The following is a 23,071-nucleotide window of genomic DNA, read 5'->3' on the forward strand; positions in this document are numbered from 1 at the left end:
TTTTTTATTGCTTATTTAAAGGATTGGAGATGATGGTTATATGAAAGATGTCGTGAGTAAATGAAAATATAAATAAACAAACATTCAACGATATTTTGGAGGAAAAAACATGCAAGAAGAAATTAAAGACCTTAATAATAAACCATTATCCATCAAGCAATATTTAATTGTTGGATCAATGTTATTTGCCCTTTTCTTTGGTGCAGGTAACTTAATATTTCCAATTCATTTAGGACAATTATCCGGAGCCAACTGGATTCCAGCTGCTCTAGGCTTCTTAATTTCAGGAGTTTTATTACCGTTATTGTCAGTTTTAGCAATTAGTATTACTCGTTCTAAAGGAGTTTATGATATTGCAAAGCCTTTAGGATCAGGCTTTGCGATTGTATTTTTGGTATTAGTACATGCTACTTTAGGCCCATTGTTCGCAACACCCAGAACTGCTAGTGTCAATTTTACCGTTGGTATTCAATCATTTATTCCACAACAATATGCCCAAATTGGAATGTTTATTTTTACCGCTATCTTTTTTATTACCACTTTTTTATTAGCATATAAAACTAGTAGTATCTTAGATAGTTTAGGGAAAATATTAAATCCCCTATTTTTAGGCCTACTATTTTTATCATTTTTATTAGCATTTATTCATCCCATGGGGAGCGCATCTACTCAAGCAGTTTCTGCGTCATACCAACATGCATCATTTTTTAATGGATTTCTTGAAGGTTATAACACTATGGATGCTTTAGCTGGACTAGCATTTGGGGTTGCAGTGGTTAGTGCTGTAAATGTGCTAGGTAAAACTAATCCTAAATCAAATGCCAATGCAACTGCTAAAGCTGGTTTAATTTCTGAATCATTAGTAGGGATTATCTACATTATATTAATCTGGATTGGTGCTACCTCATTAAATTTATTTAAGATTAGTAATGATAATGGTGGAACTACTTTTAACCAATTTATGAGCCATTATTTAGGTGCAACTGGTCATGCATTATTAGCGACATTAATGACTTTAACTTGCATTACCACTGCCGTTGGCTTAGCGTCTGCATTTGCACAAGATTTCCATCAACATTTTTCTAAATTAAGTTATCATCAATGGTTAGGATTAAACTGTATTGTTTCATTTATCATTGCCAATGCAGGGTTGAACTTAATTATTACTTGGTCAACACCGGTGTTAATGTTCTTATATCCATTTGCCATTACGTTAATCTTACTTTCAATTTTTTCACCATTATTCAAGCGTGATAAAACCGTTTATATGACTACTATTATTTTCACTTTGATTCCTGCATTTTTTGATATGTTAGTATCATTACCACCAATGATTAGCCATCTTGGTTTCATTCAAGATTTAATTAAAATTGAACAACATATTTTACCATTTGCGAATATCAAAATGGATTGGGTCATACCAGCTATCGTTGGATCAATTATTGGTTTAATTATTTATAAATTTAAAAACAAGCATTAAAAAAGAACGCTCAATTAATTTTGAGCGTTCTTTTATTCTGGGAGGATAATATATATGAAGTATTTTATTTAGCAATCAATTATGGCTTTAACCATTTGAAAGTGTTCGGCTTGAAACTATGTCCACCCTTTAATTTTAATTCATATCGACCAATCATAATTGTAGTGTTTTCATTTAAACTAGTTGGATCCATTAAAATTTGTTTTCTTAACATAAAATCAAGCCTTCTTTCTTTATTGATTGTACTTAGTATATAAAATCTAGCTTAATAAAAACTTAAAATAGCCACTATTTATCTTTTTTACGAAATAAATTAACAATAGATCCACCAATGACTTTAACAAATATATAGTACAAAAATTTTAAAATGTCTCCTACAGCATCTATTAAGATTTCAATCATATAAACCATACCCAGCTATTTTAATTATTAAAAGTTAACCGATGGAGCTTTTTGTGCACTTTCATCAGCTTGGAAGTAATTAGCTTTCTTGTGATTAGTGATACTTGCAACTAATGAACCAGGGAATTTAACTAGTTTATTGTTGTATTCACGAGCAGTCTTGTTATAACGATTACGTTCAACACTAATACGGTTTTCACTGCCTTCTAGTTGAACCATTAAGGTTTGCATATTACTGTTAGATTCTAACTTAGGGTATGCTTCTCTAATTGATCCAACCATTACATTTAAGGCACGATCTTGACCACTTAAAGCATTAACTTTATCAGAACTATTATTAGCATTATTGTATTTTGATTTAGCATTGTAGTATTCAGTTCTAGCTTTACTAATATCACCGTAAACTTGTTTTTCTTGTTTTTGTTGTCCTTTTACAGCATTCATTAAGTTAGGAATTAAGTCAGCACGGCGTTGTAATACTGTTTGAACTTGACCTAATTGTTCTTCAACGCCTTGTTCACTAGTAGCCATACTATTTGATGATTTAATAAAACCACCAATTAATCCAATCAACACAACTGCAATCACAACGACTGTAATGAACCAACCACGTTTATAAAAAGGTTTATTTTCAATCATTTTTTATATTCTCCTCATTTAATAAATTAAATATCAGAGCCTCCGCCACCGAAGTCTCCGCCACCTCCGGAATCACCGAAGCCTCCAGAATCACCGCCAAAACCGCCATAATCATTATAAACGGAATTGGCTCCACCTAGTATTGCTCCCGTCCAGAAACCATTTCCTCCACCACCGGAATGATTATGATGGTCATCATCATTATTATTTTTCTTAAGATAATAAGCAATTCCTACGATAATTAAAACCAAAAACAATAAGATACCCCATGATACATATTTTTTGCGTTGATTAGCATCTTTAGTTGCTTTGGCATCTTTCAAAGATTTATTAGCATATTCCTTACTAACAATGGATGCAACATCTTGAAAAGTTTGCTGAATTCCGTTATCAACTTCAGATGAATTTTTTGATTTTAATAATGATTTATTATTATTTAAAATTTGATTAGTCTTGGCATCAGGTAAAATCCCTTCAATTCCATATCCAGTACTAATTCTAACATTATTTTTACCACCATTTTGAGCAAATAAAATTAATGTTCCATTATCCAGACCTTTCTTACCAAATTTCCAGCGAGCATTTTCTAAAATACTATCAGCATAATCAGCAATCGACTGTCCACCAGTGGATTTAACGGTCATCACAACAATTTGTGGTTTAGCTGCTGTTTGTTGATATTTTTTTGCTTGATCAATAATTACCTGCTTAGTACTATCAGACAATACGTTTGCATAATCATCTACTACATATTCTTTCGTTGGAGTAGGATTAGTTGATTCAGCATGTGAATTAACACTACTAAAAATTGCCATCAAAGCAACTACTGGTAACAATAAGCAAATTACTTTTTTTAAATACTTCGTAAATCTGCCCCCTTTTGCATTACTTCTTAAGAGAATATTAATGGATTGCAATATAATAGTAAAGCAAAATTTAGCTAAATCTTTGAAAAATTTATATTTTTAGCTTATTTTTGAATTAGTGATTAAAAGAAGGCTTTATTATGTATAAATATATTTCAATTATTCTAAGAACAATTAGTGTAGTTTTAAGTGTAGTTGCAGGTACAGCTATTGGTTTAAATATGATTCCTGTTGAGCCTATGGATCAACTACCAATTTACGGAATTATATATATTGCTATTGGCACGGTCACAATTATATTGCTGATATTACAAATTATTGCCGCGTTTTTTATCCAAAACACTAAATTTGATTTTATTTTAGCAATAATTTTAATAATGATGACCATTAGTTTGTGGGCATTAACACCGAACATAAAATTCCCATACATCTGCGGTATCATTTCAAGTGTTACATTAATGTTTGGTAACTTAAAAGAAATCCATAAATACAATTATTAAGGATAATTATTTTATCCTTTTTTTATTTTAGAATTAGTTATATCATAAGTTATAAAAACATGTCAGGAGTTTTTACAGATGGAAGCTATCAAATTGGGCCAGTCAAAGTCCCAACAAATTGCCCAACTTATTAACTTTGGCAATAAAAATTATGATAAAGAAGATAAAAAAAAAGCAATTGAGGCATTAAGTGCTGCAATTGCCATTTACCCTTTAAACAATCGAACAATCGAAGAAATTAATGGTGATATTCCTGATAGAAATATTATTCTAACTAAACTAGGAATGTTATTTACTAAATACGGAAACCAATTGGATCCAATTGGTGTGCACTTATTTAAACAGTCATTAATATATGATAAAAATGATATTGAAGCTAATTATTACCTAGGAAAATTACTATTTAATAATGGTAATGTTTATGAAGCTAATTTATATTTAAATAACGTTTTAGATAGTATTGATAAAAATGATAAATTGTATGAATCTACTAAAAAATTTTTGGATAACATTAATAATCAAAAAGAACAAGACCTACCAATTTTCGCAACTGATTTTGTAATTGGGCAGGCTTTATCGCATACCATGTTAAATAGTCCCATTGGTACTTTTAAGAAAATGAATTCTAAAAGAGTAGGAAATGATTACAATAATAGTGTTCAATTATTCCCTACTGAAACTACTAAACAATCATTAAATAAAATCCGTGATTTTAATTCTAATCATGGATTTAAACAAGATTCTTTTGAAGAATTTTTCTCTAATCATTCCCAGCTATTTGAAGTGAAAAATAACTTATCTTTATTTTTAGATGATGGCTATACCATAATTGATCAAGGTGCTGAAATATATGATGTTTGTGGAGTAAACGTCCCACCAGAATTAACATTTAATTTTTATAAATTAATTAATAATGAAACAAACAATATTTCATATTTATTGTTATCGGGTAAAAGCCCTTTGGAAATTAAAGATGCAAAGGTAAAAGCAGATGAAAATAATCATCACCAAAGGGAAATTTTTGATAGTTACAAAACTAATGTTTCTTACAGTGATAATGAAATGAGGTCATTTGTTTTGGCACTTGCAAAAGAATATTTTGAAGATGATATAAACGAAAATAATATTATTAACAGTCACATTTGGGGAATTAAGGATATCAACTTTGATCAAACTTTTGATAAACATGAAGATTTTGATTTAGCAGATTCACGTGTTGAAATTTTAATTGATACTAATAAAGAATAAAAAGGATTGATTCTTAGTTGAATCAATCCTTTTTATTGTGCCTTTAAAACGCTAATTTATAAGCATTGCAACTAATAGTTGCGAGCTTGTCAGTCAATAATATACATAAATAATTCAATTAACATTTACTATATTTAAATTTCAAGGATAATAAAAATTGTTCAAAGGAGGACACAATTATGAAAAATGTTTTTAGTAGCCAATTAATTAAACTAAGAAGACAAAGAAATTTTTCTCAAGGCGCATTAGCAAATAAAATGTTTGTTTCAAGACAATCAATCTCAAAATGGGAAAATGGTGAAAGCGAACCTAGTATTGATAAATTGATTGATTTATCAGATGTGTTCAATGTTGATTTAAATTATCTATTAATCGGTAAAAATAAAATATCAAAAGAAATCATCTTAAAAATTAGATCACTATATAAAGCTTTTAATAAGCCCGTTTTAAAAGATATTAATTTAGAAATTCATGGAAATGAACGCGTTGCACTATTAGGAAATAATGGTACTGGTAAGTCCACATTATTTAAAACATTAATTGGAATCGAAAAACCAGATAAAGGCAAGATTACTTATAGTTTTAATAAAAAGAAAGACTTAAATGTAATGCCTCAAAAGGATAATCTCATCAGCGGTTTAAAAGTTAATGAACATATTAACTTGTCAGCTGCAATTAATAAAAATTATTCTAAAGAATTAACCAATAATCTGATTAATAAATTTAATTTAGCTGATAATAAAAATGATTATGTAAGTAGCTTGTCTGGTGGACAAAAAAGAAAATTATCATTGTTAATTAGCGTGATTAGACCATCAAAATTACTGTTGTTAGATGAGCCTACTGTTGGAATGGATTTAGACACCATTGATTTTTTTTGGAGATATATTGATCATATTGGTGGATCAGTAATAACCATTACTCATGATTTTAACCAAATTGATAAATTCTTTTCACGTGTGATTTTAATGAAGAACGGAAAAATAGCTCAAGATGCTTCAGTAGACACCATTCATAGTCATAACCAAACAATCGAACAATGGTATCGAATAATGAACAAGGAGTAGCATATGATATTAAAAATTCAATTAAAAAAAGTATTTCGTAATAAAAGATTCTTATTTTTTACAATTATTATGCCGTCATTATGGTATTCATTAATGATATATGCTGCAACACATAGTAATCAAAATGGAAGCCCATCATTCAATAAATATATAATATTTATTATTGCATGTTTAATCGGAGTTGTTGGCAATAGTATTATTACTTTTGCCGGAAGAATTAGTGACTCCAAAAGATTTTATAATTTGCAAAACAGTATAACTGAATATTCAATTTGGAACTTTTTGGTGGACTATTTATTAACCCAATTAATATTAAACTTTATAATAACACTTATAATATTAATTATAGGTATTACCTCAAAACAAATAAATTTAAATTCTCAAGTATTATTATTAATAATTCTAACTACATTTACAGGTATTTATTTAAGCATTATTGGATTTTTCATAGGTATGACATTAGATAGAAAAATAATAACTACTGGCTCTTTTCCACTAACCTTAGTAGTAGGTTGCTTATTTGTACCATTTAAACAAACACTTTCTGGGACGTTAGTTAACATTATCGATATTATCCAAAGAATCTTCCCACTTCACTATGTAATGGATATCAGTAATGAAATTATAAATAAGCAAAGCATTGTCCAATCACTCTCAATGTTTATAATTACTTTTATCATCACCCTAATCCCATTTTTATTAATAATTTGGTTTAAATTTATAAAAAAGGAAGTGGCATAGAAATATGAAATTTAATAATCTTCATGATTTTGTTAAATATAATTATGAACACGGATATTATGATAATCAGTATAGTAATCATTATCATAAAAATACAATGAAAGATTATGATTTAGGATATTATCAAGCTAAAAAAGATTATGCAAATAATAGACATTTCAGGCATTATTTCATTAAGAAAGTAATAATAATTATTATTAATAAAATATTCAAAAATAAAGCAATTGAAATTTATAAATATATTAAAGGTTATGAAGATTTCAAAAACACTTATAAATAAAAAAGGATTGATTCATAATGAATCAATCCTTTTTATTACTTTATCTATAATGATGATATTCATGATAATTGTTGTAATGACGATAGTTACGGACATAATGATGATTGTTTTTATATGAACGATGATTGTTATTAAAGTTAGGTGCTCCTTCAGGAGTAGGAACACTCATATTTTTATCAACCTTAGATCTACCAGTCGCATAATCAAATTGAACTCCTGGTTGAACATTATATAAATAAACATTAAAATTCAAAGTTTCATCAGTAGAAAGTGCTTGCATATGAACACCACTAGCCATTAAATTATTACCTTTAAAAATAGGAGTAACTTTATAAATTACTTTTTTACCTTCTTTTAGCGCATCCCTAACCTTAGTTTCATAAATTGTTTGAACTTTTTGATTACTAAATGCACTTTGGGTAAATAAATTCTTAATATTATTTTGATCACCAGATTTTAGTCCCGGTTTATAGCTACCATCTAAGCTAATCCCACCAGAAACACTATAAGCAATCTCATGGCCACGATTAATAATAGCAGAACCGTTTACAAATTTTTGGTGCCAAGCAGTCGGTTCAACTCTTTGAGTACTTCTTAAACTACCATTTGCTAGATTACGATGTTCCAAATAAGCAATGTTCCCAGCTGAAGTACGATTCATATTATCTAAATCAGCATACACAACATGATTGTATTTCCAATCAGTAGTTTTTAAATTAGCTTTATTATTATTGATTTCAATATAGGCTTGATCACCAGACTTGTATTCTAATTGGTCTAATTTTTGATCAACTGCCTTATCATTTTTACTTTCCACATTAATATTATTATCTTTAACATTGTTTTGATTGTCAGCATTTTTCGAACCACAACCAGTCAACACTAATGCTAAAAATAAAGAACTAATCACTAAAACTTTACTTTTCATATCCTATCCATCCCTATTATTTATCTAATAATAATTTTAACATAACCCCAAAGTGTAATTTTTATAAAATAAAAAAGCTGGATAAAAATCCAGCTTTTTAGAAAACTATTCTTCAACTTCTACTTTATTAGCATAAGCTTGTTCTTCTTTGATTAAACGTTGTTTTTCTTTTTCATTGAACCAAGGAGAAGTAGTAAATGCTAAAACATCATTTGCAACATAAATTGCACTGTTTACAAACATTGCTAAAGTAGCAGAACCTTCCTTGAAAGTAATAAACCATAACACTAATTGAGCTAGTCCAGATGCTAACCACCAGAAGTATTGATTGTTGTATCTCATGAAACAGATAATTCCAGCAGTTAAACAAACAGCAAAACTAAATGCATCATAGAATGGGCGTCCATCATCAGTTAATGCTTGAATAGCAAAACCTGATCCAACGAATACAACTGCAGTAAAGGCAATGGAAATTACCCAACTTTTTGCAGTAAATTTACGGATTTTAGAAACCATATTAACATTCCAATTTTTACTTAATAAAACAGGAATATCAAGTGTGGCTATGTAAGCAATTTGTTCACCAATACTCAAATAATTCTTTGAAGTAAATCCAACAACTATAAAACAAATTCCAGATAAAATACCTAAAACACCATTGACGGATTTAGCAGCATTAATCGCAAGTACACATAGAACTCCTAAAGTAGTTCCAATAAAAGTTAAGATTGAAAGCCATGTGATTGGTGCATTCACCAATGTCATAACTTGGCAACCTAAACTAAAGAAAAATAAATAATAATTTTGTTTTGGCCAACCCTTTAATTGATGAGCCAAGAATTTAAAGTATGATGACAATTTAAAAATTCTCCCCTATTTAAATATATAATTTTTAAGGAGAACTACCTAGGATTACTATATATTGTATGTATATAGTGTTCTCTCATAAAAGCAACACTATATATATTACCATGTAGAAATATTTTTGCAATCGAGGATTCAAAAAATTAGAGCCTAAATGACTAGATAAATCAGTCATTACATTATATTTAAAAAATTTTTAATTAAATTTTTCCATGAATTTTTTAATTTTCAAAATTAAAGGTAGTACATTTGATGAATCTTATAAATACCTCAATCAAAATAAATAAAATTGTTGCAGTAAACAACGTTTCATTCCAATTATTGAAAAATAAAATTATTAATCCTATTGAGCATATAATTAAAGCAAAGCTATAAGCAATTTTCTTTATTTTTTATTACGTTTACCTAATGAATAATAGTTTCCATAATTAAGTCGATAAAATAATTTAACTTTTGAAAATTTTTTACTTAATAAATAACTAAATAATTGTAAAAGTAGAACATATACAAAATAAATAGCTATTTGTAAGCTTAAAATTCGTACTAAAAAAATGGTGTAAAGCATAATTGTTACTGGTAAATAAAGTAAGACTATTGTTGAAAGAAATAAGCCCCAATTTGTTTTCATATTAACCTCACATTTTATTATTTTGAATTCTTAACATCAGTGCACTGTAAGAAAAATGACGTAACAATAACAGCCAAGAGTGGAATAAGCATACCGTAAATATAATTAAAATTAGGTAGATATAATCCTAAAATAAAAACAAGCACCATAGCTAAAATACATGATAAGAAAATAGATTTTACATATACTGGTAACATCCTTGAATCTTTATTTTTCAAACTAAAATTAGTATTAACACCTTCATAAAATCTTTTAATTTGGGGATGATTTTTGGAAAATAATTTTGTAAAAAATATAAATAAAAGATAATAAGCTAGCCAAATGACTAATCTTATAAATGAGCTATTTTGATTTGGTTCTCCGTTGAATGATATAAATACTATCAAAAGTGGTAATACAAAAAACAATAGCTCTAGTCCGAATAATCTCCAATTTGTTTTCATAAAGATCCTCCTGAATAATTATTTTTCAAAATTAAATTTGGTAGTAGTTATAAAGGTAAACAATATACAGTATAAAAGCATATATAAACCTAAGAACAGACTATTCATATCAAAATTCACAAAGAATAATAAAATCATTGGTAAAAATGGTAAAAACATTATTGGTAAAATGATTATAATTTTCCTATAAGACAATGAATTTTTATTATTGATAAAGTATTCATAAAATTCATTTATTAATGAGTTACGTTTAGACATTAATTTGGATCCTATAATTATAGTAATATAATAAGCAATTATTAAAAATAAAATAAAATTTTTAATATTAACAAAAACATTGTTTATTAATATAAAAATAACTCCTGGCAATATTAATACAAGAATGCCTAGCCAAAAGGCTGTCCAGTTAGTTTTCATAAAAACGCCTCCAATCATTTTTCAAAATTAAAAGTAACGCATTGAATAAAAATCCCAAGTCCATATGAAATAGCAAACAATACCAATAGGCCAATATTAATAGTAATCAATCCTGAAATTATAAAAATAGATAAAATAACTAAAAGTAATACAAAAAATATCATATCGCTCCAAAAGATAATTGGGCTACGATCTATAGGTGCATTTTTAGAACTCATAACATTGTTGTATAGATACTTTATTCTTGCATTTTTGTTCTTAAAGATACTTAATATAGAAAACATAAGCATCAAACAAGCAAAAATTAAAATAAAAAGGATAAAATTATCAAATAATTCCAAACTTAAAAAGCTAAGCATAAACGGTAAATAAAATAATAAAAAGGATAAAATTAATCTTTGTTTATCAATTTTCATTCAATTCATAACCCCCTACTTATTTTCTAATGAGTAGAATAATTCCAAAATAACTACATAAATCAATGTGAAGAAGAAACCATTAAGTCGCAAAGCTCCAAATAATACGTTCATCAACAATAATATTGCAAGTAAAATCAGTAATGACACTGTTGGATGCTGGCGATAAAAGGAATTGTTACGAATGCCGAAGCCATAGTAAAACATTTGTGCTAATTTGCTATATGGATGATTTTTACAATACATATATAACACCACAAAATAAATAATAATGGCTACTAAACTTAATAACCAACCAATCAAAAATTCAATAATCCCAGCAATCACAAAAGCTGGTAAAACTAAAATAATTCCATTAATAAATGATTTCCAATTAATTCTCATAATAAACCTCCTATTTTTTCTCTATTGAATAAATAAAATTAGTAACTGATAAAATAATAAATAAATATAAAATACTGTTAATATTCCAAAATTTAATTGATATAAATGCAAAAATAAAATAAAAAATTATAATAAAAACAGGAATCATAATATGATGTTGTTTATAGAGCATTTTATTATCAATATTAATTTTCCAAAGCTTAAAATTAGGGAATAGTTTAAAACATATCAAAAATAATAGTATTAAAACACTTGCCACTATTAGTGAAACCATAAAACTAATCTGCCAAGCAGTTAGCATGATTAAAAAGTAAATTATAACTATCATTTTAATTAAAAAGTTGTGCCATAGTATTTTCAATAAACTACGCCTACCCTTCATCTATCTATGTTATCAAAGTTATAGCTATCTTTTAATAGTTTTTAGAATTATAAAATAATATAATGTAACTAATTCATAACAAAAGGATTTGATTAGATGGAATATCGAATTGAAAAAGATTCTCTAGGCAATGTCAAAGTACCAAAAAATGCTCTTTTTGGACCGCAAACGCAACGTAGTCGTACTAATTTTAAATTTGGTCGACTAATGCCAATTCAAATTATTCATGCCCTTTTACAAATTAAAAAAGCTGCTGCTATTGTTAACGCCAAAGATAAAAATTTAGATCAAAATAAATCAACAATGATTGTAAAAACAATTAATCAAATTTTAGATGGCAATTATCGTGATGAATTTCCCCTACATGTTTACCAAACTGGTAGCGGTACGCAAACTAATATGAATGTGAATGAAGTAGTTTCACATTTAGCACAAAAATTAAATTCAGATATTAAAATTCATCCCAATGATGATGTTAACAAAGCACAAAGTTCTAACGATACTTTTCCTACTGCCATGATGATTGCGGCTACTGATGCAATTAATAATTTATTGCCAGTATTAAGAAAACTAGTTAACAAACTAAATGAAAAAGAAATTGAATATCAAACTGTAGTTAAAATTGGGCGGACGCATTTACAAGATGCAACGCCAATTACCTTTGGCCAAGAAATTAGCGGTTGGAAGTCAGCAATTCAACATGATATTGATTTTTTAATAGCTAATAAAGCTGCATTGCTAGAATTACCAATTGGTGGAACGGCTGTTGGCACTGGTTTAAACACCCCTGACAATTTTGACTTGGATATGGTAAATCAATTGAATAAACAATTAAATGAAGATTTCAAAGTAGCGCCTAATAAATTTCAGGGACTTGCTAACCATAGTGGAATTACAATGATGCATGGTATTTTAAAAACCCTTGCTACTGATCTGATTAAGATTGGTAATGATATTCGATTCTTAGCATCCGGTCCCCGTGCTGGATATAATGAATTAAATATTCCAAGTAATGAGCCAGGTTCATCAATTATGCCGGGTAAAGTTAATCCTACTCAGATTGAAGCATTAACAATGGTCAGTGCTGAAATCATGGGCAATGATACTACCATTAATTTTGCCAATAGTCAGGGCAACTTTGAAATGAATGTCTATAAACCCCTAATCATTACTAAATTTTTAGAAAGTGCCAATTTACTAAGTGAATCGGTAGCATCATTTACTAATAAATTAGTTGACGGAATGACTATTAATAAGGAACGTATGGATAATTTATTGCAAAATTCATTAATGTTAGTCACTGCTTTAAGTCCTCATATTGGCTATGAACGTAGTGCTAAAATTGCTCAAAAAGCAAAGAAAGAAGGAACAACTTTAAAGGAAGCTGCTTTAGCTAGTGGCGTTGATGAACAGGAGTTTAAAAAATGGGTAGTTGCCCGAGATATGACTAATATTGATAAATAGAAAAATGGTCTATGAATTCATATTTGAATTTCATAGACCATTTTTTAAATTGAAGTAAAAGCCATTATAATCATAATAATTCCCATAATTGGTCTTAATACTTTAGTTACTTTATTAGGATCATACTTTGATAATAAATAAGGCATGATTGCTGCCCCGATAATTGCTCCAATTAATAGCATTGTGCCAGCATACCAAGCAACATGCCCTGTTGAAGCATGTGATAAAAATCCAACAATTGAAGTAATAATTAAGATATATGAAGATGTTGCAGCAGCTTCTTGCATCGTCAAGCCCATTACTAATAATCCACTAACGATGGGACCACCACCAGACATTCCAGCAATTCCAACCATTAATCCAGATAATGTTCCGTAAAAATATGCTACTTTTGGATTTAAATGTTTTTGCTTTTTGCTGGGATGAAAAGATTGATATAAAACTTGAATCCCTAAAATAAAAAAGACGATAAAAATTAGCCAAGAATAAACACTTTCAGGAATAAATTTAGATAAAATGCTGCCTATAATTGTGAACGGCACCGCTGTGATTAGCATGCGATTACCATATTTGAACTTCATATTGCCAGTGCGATAATGGCTGTATGAACCAATTAATAATGAAGGAATCGAAGTATATAAAGAAGTTGCCGCCGCAGTTGCTGGAGAGGTTCCCACTAAGGAAGTTAAAATTCCTAAATAAAGAGCGGCTCCGCCACCACCCATAATGATGACAAAGCCACCAATAATAAATCCTAAAAATAATAATATAAATGTCACATAAATCAACCTTCCTAATGAAAAAAAGATGTTCTCTAAACGAGATACATCTTTATTTTTTCTCTATTTTTTGTAGTAATAAATTATTTTCAAAGTGGAAACAAACAATCCAGATAGCAATACTAGCTTGAATTGCCAAAATAATGCATTCAATAAATATATCTTGTCCATTAATCGCTACATAATTAGTTTCTGGCATTCCATTTTTTAAAGTAACCACAAAATCCCAAATAAAGTGGGTTGCAATCGGAATAAATAAGCTACCAGACTTAACATAAATGGCACCTAATATCATTCCAAGACCTACAGCATTCATAACTTGCAACGTCGTAAAACCAAAAGATTGTTGTGCCAAGTTAATATAATGAAAACAACCAAATATAAGTCCCGAGATTCCTAATGCAATTGAAACATTTATATAGGATTGTTTAAATTTTGTGATTTTCTCTAAAACCCATCCCATGATGACACCACGAAACATAATTTCTTCAGGTAATGCAGCAATGATTCCAATGTCTAATGCAAGCCCAAAATGTTGTCCTTTTACACTAATCGCAATTATTAATAAACAGATAAAAATAAAAATTTGCCACCCAAATTCAGCAAAATTAGGTTTTAAATAAAATTTTTGCCCGATAATATAATAGTTTAAAATTAAAATTACAAAAATAGATAATATCTTAAAAAGATTTAAAAACAAAATATAATTATCGTGAACACCTTGATGAAAAATTAATTCATACGCTAATCCATATACTAATGGCAAAATAATTTGATCAAAAAAAAGCTCTAAAGCCAAGATCAATGGAATCATTGTCCATTGCCATTTTGGATTAATTTTTTTGATTAAAATATAAACACTTCCTATATGTAAATTTAGAACAACATCATAATCATAAGAATAGCAGATATCAAATTATTTAGCACGTGCAAGGCAATTGATACTTTTAAATTGTTTGTTTTCTGATAAACATATGCTAAAAAGAAACCAATTTGAGCATAAATCAAGAAAAAGAATATATTTAGTCCAGTATTATGTGCTAAGCCAAATAGCAATCCACTAATAATAATGGGTAACCATTTGAATTTAGGTGAAAATAAAGCATCCATTAAGTATCCTCTAAAAACTAACTCTTCCAAAATAGGACTAAAAATAACAATCCCAAAAATCATTAATACTACTGTCAATTTGTTAGATGACAACATATCTTGTAATCCTTGCTGATTACCACTCGTTGTTTCATGGTAAGTTAGAGTGCTTAAAGATGAAAGGACCCCCTCAATTACATGTGATAAAACATATGCAATAATAATAAATTTCCAATTAGATTTAGTTATTGGTCTCTTAAGATCATTTCGACCATGTTTTTTATAACTAAAATAGGCAATCCCAATCATCAAAAAATATATTAAAAAATATAATATTGATAAAATCACCTTAATATAGGTACTATTTGGATTAGATAAAATACCAATCGGAATAAACTGAGGTCCCAAAAAGATCATTAAGTACAATAAAATAAAGATAACAATTCGATCAAATAATTTATCTCCTGACCAAAATTTCGATTCGTTCATCTGTAATTCATCTCCTACAAAAATAACTTATTATGACAATATTATCATAATAAGTTATTTTTTATTTAATGCTCATTTCTTTTTTTTATTGCATCATTAATTTCTTTGGTAGTATTTCTGAAAAAAACAAGGGATATTCCCCATATAATTGCATAAATAATCAAAAATATAATTATAAATTGAATAAAATATGGCATCTCAAATGTCTCATAATCACCTAATAATAAGTTAAGTATACATACCAATCCAAGGGTTCCAAAGAAATGTAAAATAAATGCATAAAGTATTTTTATATTTTCATTATTGAACAATTCAGTTAAGATTCCAATTAATCCACATATAAATAGATAAATAATTCGATGATTTAAATTGGCACTATAAAAATCAGTCAACATGTAAATCATTGATCCGAAAAGCATTCCTGCTAAAAATTCTCGAAGTAGTCTTTTAATCAATTCCATTAATCTCACCTCACAACTTCAAACTGCGTTTCAATTCGGGTAAATATTTACGACTAACATTTAATTTCAAATCATTAGTTAAAAAAGCAGTCATACTACCAGAAAAAGCAGTTTCCATTGATTTTAAATGGTCAATGTTAATAATTGCTGACCGACTAATTTGAATAAAATGATATGCACTTAGTTTATTCAAAATATCCTTTAATTTACCAGTAGTAGTATAAGTTGATTTTACAGAATAAATTGTTAATTTATTGCCGTATACTTCAACTCCAATAATATCAGCAAAAGGCACCATAATAATTCGATCATTAGATGTAACTGGTAACATTTGATTATCATTAAATTCTTCATTCAGCTTATTTAATCGTTTTAATAAATCCATAACTTTTGGCGATAACTTACTAGCACTAACTAAAATTTTAATATCATCATCGGATAAATTATCATCTTGGTGAAAATCAATCTTCATAAATTATCGCCTCTTTTTTAAACAATATTAACACAGCACAGCACTATGCCCTTCTTCTTTTTAACAAAGATATTAAAGAAAAAATACAAATTAAAATCACTATAAAAACTAATAAAATAATTGTATGACCCATAATTGTGGAAACATCATTAATCTTTAGTCCCATATTTTTATTAAAAGATGTTAAAAATTTAGCTGGAACATTTTTAAAACTAATATTCATTTGATGCTTCATCAAAAGATTTCGATATAATGCTGAATTATACGAAGCTGGAATAAATTCCATTATTTTTTGGCCAGCATTAGGTAATGTTCCTAAAGGCATATAGACCCCCGCAAAGAATCCAGAACAAGTACCTACAATTGAGTTCACCCCAGAGATTGAAGCTTGATTATCAAAAAATAAATTAATAATCATATTAACCATCGTCCAAATAAAACTACTTAAAATAGCAATTAAAATAATTGCTATTAATTTTTCATAATTAATACTTAAATTATCGGAAAATAAAAAGTAAAAAGACATAATAATGTAAACAGCAACTTGCATAATAGTTCCAATAATAACTGAACTAAAAACATATCCAGCATTAATACCTAATTTAGATGTATCAGTAAGCATTAAATCATCAATACGATTGTTTTCTTTATCCATTATTTTCTGGTTCAGTGCACTTTGCGTAGTGGTAATTGCAGTAACCGTCATAGTTCCACCAATTAACCAAAGATCTAATAATTTAGTACCTTCATGAATTGATTTCCAGTCAGACTGAATTCCATTCTTTAAAAACAATACATATAATATAAAGGAAATGATAGCTCCCATTAAAGAGAAGAAAACTCTTTGTCGGTTGTTAAAATACAACATTAAATTTCTTTTTATCAAACTAATCATTATTATTTTACCTCTTTTCCAGTTAAAGCAATAAAAATGTCATCCATACTGCCACGCTGATATTCAAATGTAGTTATTAGCGGTTTAAATTTAGATAAAATGTTAATTGCTTCATTATTATCTTCTGGATTAATTGAAATTGAATTTTCGGTTTCTTCAACAATTTTTTGATTTAAATTATCCTTTATATTTTTCAAATGATCAGAATATAGGGTAAGAGTATCCTTAGCATATTTATTTTTCAGATTATCTACTGTATCACCTTCAACTAATTTTCCTTTGTCAATTACATAAACAAAATCAGCATCCTCAGCTTCTTCTAAATAATGAGTAGTCAAAATAATAGTAAGTCCTATTGACTTTCTTAAATTATTTAAGAACTCCCAGATTTTATTTCTACTTTGAATATCTAAACCTGTTGATGGCTCATCCAAAAATAATATTTCTGGTTTATTTAATAAAGATCTTGCAATATCAACTCTTCTACGTTGCCCACCAGATAATGTTTTGTATCTTTGATTTAAGATACTACTTAATTCCAGATCATTTAATATTTTATTTTTAAATGATGAATCTAAATTTTTATACATATTAGCTCTAATATCAATATTTTGTTTCACTGTTAAATTATTATCCAAAACACTGTTTTGAAAAACCACACCAAGTTTTCGACGATACTTAGATTCATTAACTTTTAAACCTTCAAATTCAATATTTCCACTAGTCGGTTGTATTAAACCAATTAACATTGAAATGGTTGTTGATTTTCCAGCACCATTATGTCCAAGTAGCGCTACTAACTGGCCCTTATTAATCGTCAGATTAAGATGGTCCACTGCTACATAATTTTTGAATTTCTTAGTTAATTCCTTTGTTTCTAATAATTGCATATACAACCATCTCCTTCGAATAATTGGTACTATGCTAACAAGATAATTAATTTATGTATCAAAAAATATGATAAGTGGTATTTAATATAAGACAAATGGCAAAAAAATGTATACAAAAAAATTCATTCTAGAAAATTTCTAGAATGAATTTTTCATTATAAGTATGAAATTACTGAATAAATAACTAGTGCAATTATAGTTAAGGATAAGAACCAGTTAATGTTTTGAACGGTCAAACCAAATGTTTCTTCTTTAACTTGCTTTTTAAAGAAGATTTTTGTATTAGTCCAAACTTTAGGAATACTAATTAATACTAATAACATTGTCCATGGTAACCATTGGCAAATAACTGAAACTATAATCGTTATATACATTAAAACATAATAAATTGCATAAAGCTTCAAAGCATTATCTTTACCAATTCTTGCCACAATCGTAATCCGATGAAGATCAACATCATCTTTCTCATCACAAATATTATTAGCTAATACCATGTTAGTGATTGAAAAAATAGTCAATCCAGAAGCAACCAGCGCAGTTAATAATAATTCAATAGTAATTTCATTTAATGGAACATTAATCAAAATACAAGCAAAGGTAATACCAATTCCCATAGTCAAACCTGAAGCCAAATCACCAAAACGAGTTGTTGATAAGGAATGCTTACCAGCTGAATAGAAAAATGCGACACCAAAGCCCCAAAGACCAATCAATAATAACCAATATGTAGTAATAAACACTAAATAGATTCCTAAAACAGCAATTAAAATTGCTAAAACAATATCTAAGCGAGTTGCCTTAGTAATTGATAATCCCTTAACTCGTGTGTTTTCAATAAAGCCATGTGCGCTATGCTTAACAGCTTTTTTATAATCTTCTAGATTATCGGTAACGTTAGTAAACATATGCATAAGCAGTGCAATAATTAAAAATAGCAATGAATGCCAAATGTTAATTGAACCAAAATTACCAAGTACAAAGGTAATTCCTAATAAAAATGCAAAAATAGTTGTTAACAATGGTCCCAGTACTATTAAATTCAAATATTCTTTAATGTTAACCATCTCCTATAAAAGTAATTAAATAATATTATAAATTATACAACAATTATTATACAAACGGTGTTGATTTATCATATAATGTAGATATGTAGATAATTTTAATAAAAGAAGGGGATAAAATGAAAGAAGTCGTTGTATTAGGTGGCGGATTTGCTGGTCTTCGTGCCTGCAGATTATTAGCCAAAAGTAAGTTAAATATTAAAATTACTTTGATTAATAACAATGATTATCATTATGACGCAACAGCATTACATACTGTTTCCGCTGGTACTAGTGCACCAGAGCAAATCACAATGAAAATTGAAAACTGTATTAGCCCTAAGGTTAAATTTATAAAAGACACAGTTAATAATATTGATCATGATAATAAAGTGGTTTATTTAGAAAATAATGGTCAAATTAAATTTGACTACTTATTTAACGCATTAGGTTTTGAATCAGAAACATTTGGTACCCCTGGCGCTGATCAATATGGATTACAAATTTGGAATATGAAGAGTGGTATTCAAAATATTCAAAAAATTGAAGATAATCTAAAAGAATATCGTAAATCAAAGGATAAAAGTTATCTTTCATTTGCAGTCATTGGCGGTGGATTCACTGGAATTGAATTATTAGGTGAATTAGCATATCAATTACCAAAATGGGCTAAAGAATGTGATTGTAATACTAATGACTTCACTATCACTTGTATTGCTCCTAGCTGCATTCCAATGTTTGATAAAAAATTAGTAGATTTCGCTTTAGATTACTTACATTCAAAAGGTGTACAATTCATTGTTAATAGTGATGCTAAAGCTAAAGAAATTACTGCTGACGGTGTTTATTATGGTGAAGATAATAAATTTGTTCCTGCTAAAACAACATTTTGGACTACCGGAGTTAAAGGTAACACCGTAATTAAAGAAGCTGGTTACGATCAAAAACGTAACCGAGTAATGGTTAATGACACAATGGCATTAGATAAATATCCAGATGAATATCTCATTGGAGACGTTTCAGCTGTTATGGATAAAGATACTAAACGTCCATACCCAACTACTGGTCAAATTTCTATTCAAGAAGCTTCCATTGCGGTAGAAAATTTAAAAGCTCGTTTAAATAATAAAAATAAAGTTCCATTTAGTTACAAATCATTGGGAACCGTTTGTTCATTAGGTCCTACAATGGGCATTGCTGAATTACCATTAGGTAAAAAAACAATGAAGTTAAAAGGCCACAAAGTTGCCTTATTAAAACACATTGTTAGAATGAATACTGCATTCGAAATTGCTGGCCCTAAAGCTGCAATTCAAAATTAAGGAGGAAAATATAGATAATGTTTAATTTCGCATTAAACGTTCTTCCGTTTGCACGTTTTCAATTTGCAATGACAACCATTTTCCATTACTTCTTTATTCCAATGTCGATTGGAATTGGTTTGTCTGTATGTATTATGGAAACAATGTATGCAATCACTAAGAACAAAATTTATCAAACTATGACAAAATTCTGGGGAAGAATTTTCTTACTTGCTTTCGCCGTGGGTGTTGTTACTGGTTTGATTCAAGAATTCCAATTTGGAATGAACTGGTCGCAATATTCAAGATTTATGGGTGATATTTTTGGTGCACCACTGGCAATTGAGGCTTTATTAGCATTCTTCTTAGAATCAACATTCTTGGGAGTTTGGATGTTTACATGGGACAAATTTAAGCCAGCATGGCATGCATTAATGATATGGTTAGTATTTTTAGCTTCCGCTGCTTCTGCTTTGTGGATTTTAACTGCTAACTCGTTCATGCAACATCCTGTTGGTTATAAATTAACTTCTTCTGGTCACGTTGAAATGACTAGTTTTAAAGCTTTACTTACTAATCAGCAACTATGGTACGAATTCCCTCATGTTATTTCAAGTTGTATTGTTACTGGTTCATTTATTGTTGCCGGTACTTCTGCTTGGATGATTTTCCGTAAAAAGTCAGTCGGATTTTTCAGAAAATCAATGCGTCTTGGATTAGTCCTTGGAATTGTTGGTTGTTTAGGTGCTGTTACTTCTGGTGATTTACAATCAGGTTATTTGATTAAAGATCAACCTATGAAGTTTGCTGCATCCGAAGGTATTTACAATCATACTGAAAATCCTGCCCCTTGGTCTGTTTTCCAATTAACTAATACTAAAACCCATCAAGAATATGGGAAAATTGAAATTCCATACATGCTAAGTTTCCTTTCATATCATAAATTTAGCGGTTCTGTTGCTGGGATGGATGAAGCCAATCGAGCTTTACACAAGCAATATGATGGTAAATTTGGTAAAAATATGGACTACTCACTTAATGTGAATGTTCTCTTCTTTGCATTTAGATTAATGGCTGCTGGCTTTGGTGGCCTAACATTTATAGCACTACTAGGACTATGGTTCTCAAGAAGAAGAAAGAATACGATTGTAAAACAAAAGTGGTTAACCTTTATCCTATTCTTAGCTACTTTTGCACCATTCGTTATTAATACTGGTGGTTGGTTATTCACCGAACTTGGTCGTGATCCATGGGTTGTTTACGGTTTACTACCAATCGCAAAAGCGGTATCACCAAGTACAAGTCCCGCTTCAGTAATCTTTACTATTATTGTTTACTTCTTACTATTCGTAACGCTTGCTAGTTGCATGGTCTTCTATGCTAAGAAATCCTTATACAAAGGACCTGAAAGTATCGATAAAACTATCGATTACGATAATGATGATCCATTTTCTAAGGAGGCCTTTAACAAATGAGTTTCTTACAATTTTTCTGGTACGCAGTAATTTGTTTCTTATTTATAATGTTCTTAGTACTAGATGGAGCTGATTTTGGTGCAGGTATGGCAGCAAAATTATTAGCTTTTCGTCCTGCTGAAAGTAATATGATTGTTCGTTCAATTAGCCCCCACTGGGATGGAAATGAAGTTTTCTTAGTCGCAGCTGGTGGATCAATGTTTGCTACAATGCCATTTTGGTATGCTAGTCTATTCTCTGGATTCTATCTATTATTATTCTTAGTACTAGTATCACTAATCTTTAGAGGAGTGGCGTTTGAATTTAATAATGTTGCTGAAACTCCTAAAGGAAAGAATGCATGGATGTGGGCTACTACTCTTAGCAGCACTGCTGCACCTTTTCTACTTGGAATGTTATTTACAGCGATGATTCAACCAGTTCCAATGGATAACCATGGAAATATTTTCGTTGGATTATTCAATGTGATTAATCCACTTTCAATATTAGGTGGCATTGCAGTAACTGCATTATGTTTATATCAAGGACTACATTTCTTTACTTTACATGCCAATGGAATCATGAGATATCGCGCTGCTAGCTTAGCAGGAAACCTATATTGGGCTGCTTATCCTGTTGAAGTATTATTTGCAATCGCATTGTTTTTTGAAACTAATTTCTTTGAAGAACATTTATTAAGTACATTGACCTTGTTAGTACTAATCGTTCTAACAACTTTTTGGGGGCATTTATCAACCGGAATGCACAAAGAAGTTCAAGCATATGTTGCAAACTCATTAACCATTGCTTTTGTTGTTATGCTAATATTCGTTGGCCTATTCCCACACGTATTAATTGCACAAAATCCAGTTAACTCATTATTAATTAAAAACGTTTCTTCTTCTCCATTTACTTTAACGGTAGTTACTATTGTTTTATGTATATTATTACCAATTCTAACTGCTTACTTCATTTGGAGTTATATAATTCAATGGAAACGTCATGATTTATCAGAATTCGAAAACACCGATAAAGGTGCCTACTAGAATTCC

General features: G+C 29.0%; 27 protein-coding genes. 10 read left to right on the forward strand and 17 right to left on the reverse strand.

Annotated features, from left to right (window positions below; genetic code table 11):
- Positions 1-121 precede the first annotated feature (121 nt).
- On the forward strand, positions 122-1,480 hold the full coding sequence (gene brnQ, locus C7N71_RS04145; RefSeq protein WP_404799022.1) for a branched-chain amino acid transport system II carrier protein: 1,359 nt from the start codon (positions 122-124) through the stop codon (positions 1,478-1,480).
- A gap of 79 nt (positions 1,481-1,559) precedes the next feature.
- Here brnQ and C7N71_RS08260 read toward each other — a convergent pair whose 3' ends face one another.
- The 3 genes from C7N71_RS08260 to C7N71_RS04155 form a co-directional block, all read right to left on the reverse strand.
- Entirely contained in the window at positions 1,560-1,694 is a 135-nt protein-coding gene (locus tag C7N71_RS08260) for a hypothetical protein (protein ID WP_263850906.1), read from the reverse strand.
- Between the two features lie 215 nt (positions 1,695-1,909).
- A complete protein-coding gene (locus C7N71_RS04150) occupies positions 1,910-2,521 on the reverse strand; it encodes a LemA family protein (protein WP_105987876.1) in 612 nt (203 codons plus the stop codon).
- Between the two features lie 26 nt (positions 2,522-2,547).
- Positions 2,548-3,438 carry a TPM domain-containing protein gene (locus C7N71_RS04155; protein ID WP_140929696.1) on the reverse strand — a complete coding sequence of 297 codons (891 nt, stop codon included), beginning with the start codon at positions 3,436-3,438 and terminating at the stop codon, positions 2,548-2,550.
- 89 nt (positions 3,439-3,527) lie between these two features.
- Between C7N71_RS04155 and C7N71_RS04160 the strand changes: the two genes are divergently transcribed.
- The 5 genes from C7N71_RS04160 (at position 3,528) to C7N71_RS04180 (ending at position 7,223) form a co-directional block, all read left to right on the forward strand.
- On the forward strand, positions 3,528-3,887 hold the full coding sequence (locus tag C7N71_RS04160; RefSeq protein ID WP_105987878.1) for a hypothetical protein: 360 nt from the start codon (positions 3,528-3,530) through the stop codon (positions 3,885-3,887).
- Positions 3,888-3,965: 78 nt separating this feature from the next.
- A complete protein-coding gene (locus tag C7N71_RS04165) occupies positions 3,966-5,135 on the forward strand; it encodes a tetratricopeptide repeat protein (RefSeq protein WP_105987879.1) in 1,170 nt (389 codons plus the stop codon).
- Positions 5,136-5,314: 179 nt separating this feature from the next.
- On the forward strand, positions 5,315-6,202 hold the full coding sequence (locus tag C7N71_RS04170; protein ID WP_105987880.1) for an XRE family transcriptional regulator: 888 nt from the start codon (positions 5,315-5,317) through the stop codon (positions 6,200-6,202).
- A 3-nt stretch (positions 6,203-6,205) separates the two neighbouring features.
- Positions 6,206-6,943, forward strand: coding sequence for an ABC transporter permease (locus C7N71_RS04175; protein WP_105987881.1), 738 nt, complete (start codon positions 6,206-6,208; stop codon positions 6,941-6,943).
- 4 nt (positions 6,944-6,947) lie between these two features.
- Positions 6,948-7,223, forward strand: a complete 276-nt coding sequence (locus tag C7N71_RS04180) for a hypothetical protein (RefSeq protein WP_105987882.1) — start codon at positions 6,948-6,950, stop codon at positions 7,221-7,223.
- A 40-nt stretch (positions 7,224-7,263) separates the two neighbouring features.
- On the opposite strand, the gene C7N71_RS04185 is transcribed toward C7N71_RS04180, so the two are convergent.
- From C7N71_RS04185 to C7N71_RS04215, 6 genes are all read right to left on the reverse strand, one after another.
- Positions 7,264-8,151 carry a DNA/RNA non-specific endonuclease gene (locus tag C7N71_RS04185; protein ID WP_105987883.1) on the reverse strand — a complete coding sequence of 296 codons (888 nt, stop codon included), beginning with the start codon at positions 8,149-8,151 and terminating at the stop codon, positions 7,264-7,266.
- A gap of 105 nt (positions 8,152-8,256) precedes the next feature.
- Positions 8,257-9,009, reverse strand: a complete 753-nt coding sequence (pnuC, locus tag C7N71_RS04190) for a nicotinamide riboside transporter PnuC (protein WP_105956674.1) — start codon at positions 9,007-9,009, stop codon at positions 8,257-8,259.
- 651 nt (positions 9,010-9,660) lie between these two features.
- Complete coding sequence (locus C7N71_RS04200; RefSeq protein ID WP_105987885.1) at positions 9,661-10,086, reverse strand: hypothetical protein; 426 nt, start codon at positions 10,084-10,086, stop codon at positions 9,661-9,663.
- A gap of 18 nt (positions 10,087-10,104) precedes the next feature.
- On the reverse strand, positions 10,105-10,503 hold the full coding sequence (locus C7N71_RS04205) for a hypothetical protein (RefSeq protein ID WP_105987886.1): 399 nt from the start codon (positions 10,501-10,503) through the stop codon (positions 10,105-10,107).
- A 14-nt stretch (positions 10,504-10,517) separates the two neighbouring features.
- On the reverse strand, positions 10,518-10,919 hold the full coding sequence (locus tag C7N71_RS04210) for a hypothetical protein (protein ID WP_105987887.1): 402 nt from the start codon (positions 10,917-10,919) through the stop codon (positions 10,518-10,520).
- A gap of 15 nt (positions 10,920-10,934) precedes the next feature.
- Positions 10,935-11,303 carry a hypothetical protein gene (locus tag C7N71_RS04215; protein ID WP_105987888.1) on the reverse strand — a complete coding sequence of 123 codons (369 nt, stop codon included), beginning with the start codon at positions 11,301-11,303 and terminating at the stop codon, positions 10,935-10,937.
- 478 nt (positions 11,304-11,781) lie between these two features.
- Between C7N71_RS04215 and C7N71_RS04225 the strand changes: the two genes are divergently transcribed.
- The gene (locus tag C7N71_RS04225; RefSeq protein ID WP_105987890.1) at positions 11,782-13,149 is read left to right on the forward strand and encodes a class II fumarate hydratase; all 1,368 of its coding nucleotides are present in this window, start codon (positions 11,782-11,784) and stop codon (positions 13,147-13,149) included.
- Positions 13,150-13,193: 44 nt separating this feature from the next.
- On the opposite strand, the gene C7N71_RS04230 is transcribed toward C7N71_RS04225, so the two are convergent.
- From C7N71_RS04230 to C7N71_RS04265, 8 genes are all read right to left on the reverse strand, one after another.
- On the reverse strand, positions 13,194-13,928 hold the full coding sequence (locus tag C7N71_RS04230) for a sulfite exporter TauE/SafE family protein (protein WP_105987891.1): 735 nt from the start codon (positions 13,926-13,928) through the stop codon (positions 13,194-13,196).
- Positions 13,929-13,980: 52 nt separating this feature from the next.
- Positions 13,981-14,742 carry a CPBP family intramembrane glutamic endopeptidase gene (locus C7N71_RS04235; protein ID WP_105987892.1) on the reverse strand — a complete coding sequence of 254 codons (762 nt, stop codon included), beginning with the start codon at positions 14,740-14,742 and terminating at the stop codon, positions 13,981-13,983.
- A gap of 62 nt (positions 14,743-14,804) precedes the next feature.
- On the reverse strand, positions 14,805-15,506 hold the full coding sequence (locus C7N71_RS04240) for a CPBP family intramembrane glutamic endopeptidase (protein ID WP_105987893.1): 702 nt from the start codon (positions 15,504-15,506) through the stop codon (positions 14,805-14,807).
- Between the two features lie 65 nt (positions 15,507-15,571).
- Positions 15,572-15,967: a DUF3021 family protein gene (locus tag C7N71_RS04245; RefSeq protein ID WP_105987894.1), complete on the reverse strand. Its 396-nt coding sequence runs from the start codon at positions 15,965-15,967 to the stop codon at positions 15,572-15,574.
- 10 nt (positions 15,968-15,977) lie between these two features.
- Positions 15,978-16,439, reverse strand: coding sequence for a LytTR family DNA-binding domain-containing protein (locus C7N71_RS04250; protein WP_105987895.1), 462 nt, complete (start codon positions 16,437-16,439; stop codon positions 15,978-15,980).
- Positions 16,440-16,482: 43 nt separating this feature from the next.
- A complete protein-coding gene (locus C7N71_RS04255; protein ID WP_105987896.1) occupies positions 16,483-17,334 on the reverse strand; it encodes an ABC transporter permease in 852 nt (283 codons plus the stop codon).
- A gap of 2 nt (positions 17,335-17,336) precedes the next feature.
- Positions 17,337-18,224, reverse strand: a complete 888-nt coding sequence (locus C7N71_RS04260) for an ABC transporter ATP-binding protein (RefSeq protein ID WP_105987897.1) — start codon at positions 18,222-18,224, stop codon at positions 17,337-17,339.
- 155 nt (positions 18,225-18,379) lie between these two features.
- The gene (locus C7N71_RS04265; RefSeq protein WP_105987898.1) at positions 18,380-19,288 is read right to left on the reverse strand and encodes a prenyltransferase; all 909 of its coding nucleotides are present in this window, start codon (positions 19,286-19,288) and stop codon (positions 18,380-18,382) included.
- A 116-nt stretch (positions 19,289-19,404) separates the two neighbouring features.
- On the opposite strand from C7N71_RS04265, the gene C7N71_RS04270 reads away from it, so the two are divergent.
- From C7N71_RS04270 to cydB, 3 genes are read left to right on the forward strand one after another with little or no spacing between them, the layout of a single operon-like run.
- Positions 19,405-20,586, forward strand: coding sequence for an NAD(P)/FAD-dependent oxidoreductase (locus C7N71_RS04270; protein ID WP_105987899.1), 1,182 nt, complete (start codon positions 19,405-19,407; stop codon positions 20,584-20,586).
- Positions 20,587-20,603: 17 nt separating this feature from the next.
- On the forward strand, positions 20,604-22,040 hold the full coding sequence (locus C7N71_RS04275) for a cytochrome ubiquinol oxidase subunit I (RefSeq protein ID WP_105987900.1): 1,437 nt from the start codon (positions 20,604-20,606) through the stop codon (positions 22,038-22,040).
- Positions 22,037-23,065 carry a cytochrome d ubiquinol oxidase subunit II gene (gene cydB, locus C7N71_RS04280; protein ID WP_105987901.1) on the forward strand — a complete coding sequence of 343 codons (1,029 nt, stop codon included), beginning with the start codon at positions 22,037-22,039 and terminating at the stop codon, positions 23,063-23,065. Before C7N71_RS04275 ends, cydB begins: the two co-directional genes overlap by 4 nt.
- The last annotated feature ends 6 nt before the right edge of the window (positions 23,066-23,071 follow it).

Source organism: Apilactobacillus timberlakei (genome assembly GCF_002993965.1).
GTDB classification, from domain to species: Bacteria; Bacillota; Bacilli; order Lactobacillales; family Lactobacillaceae; genus Apilactobacillus; species Apilactobacillus timberlakei.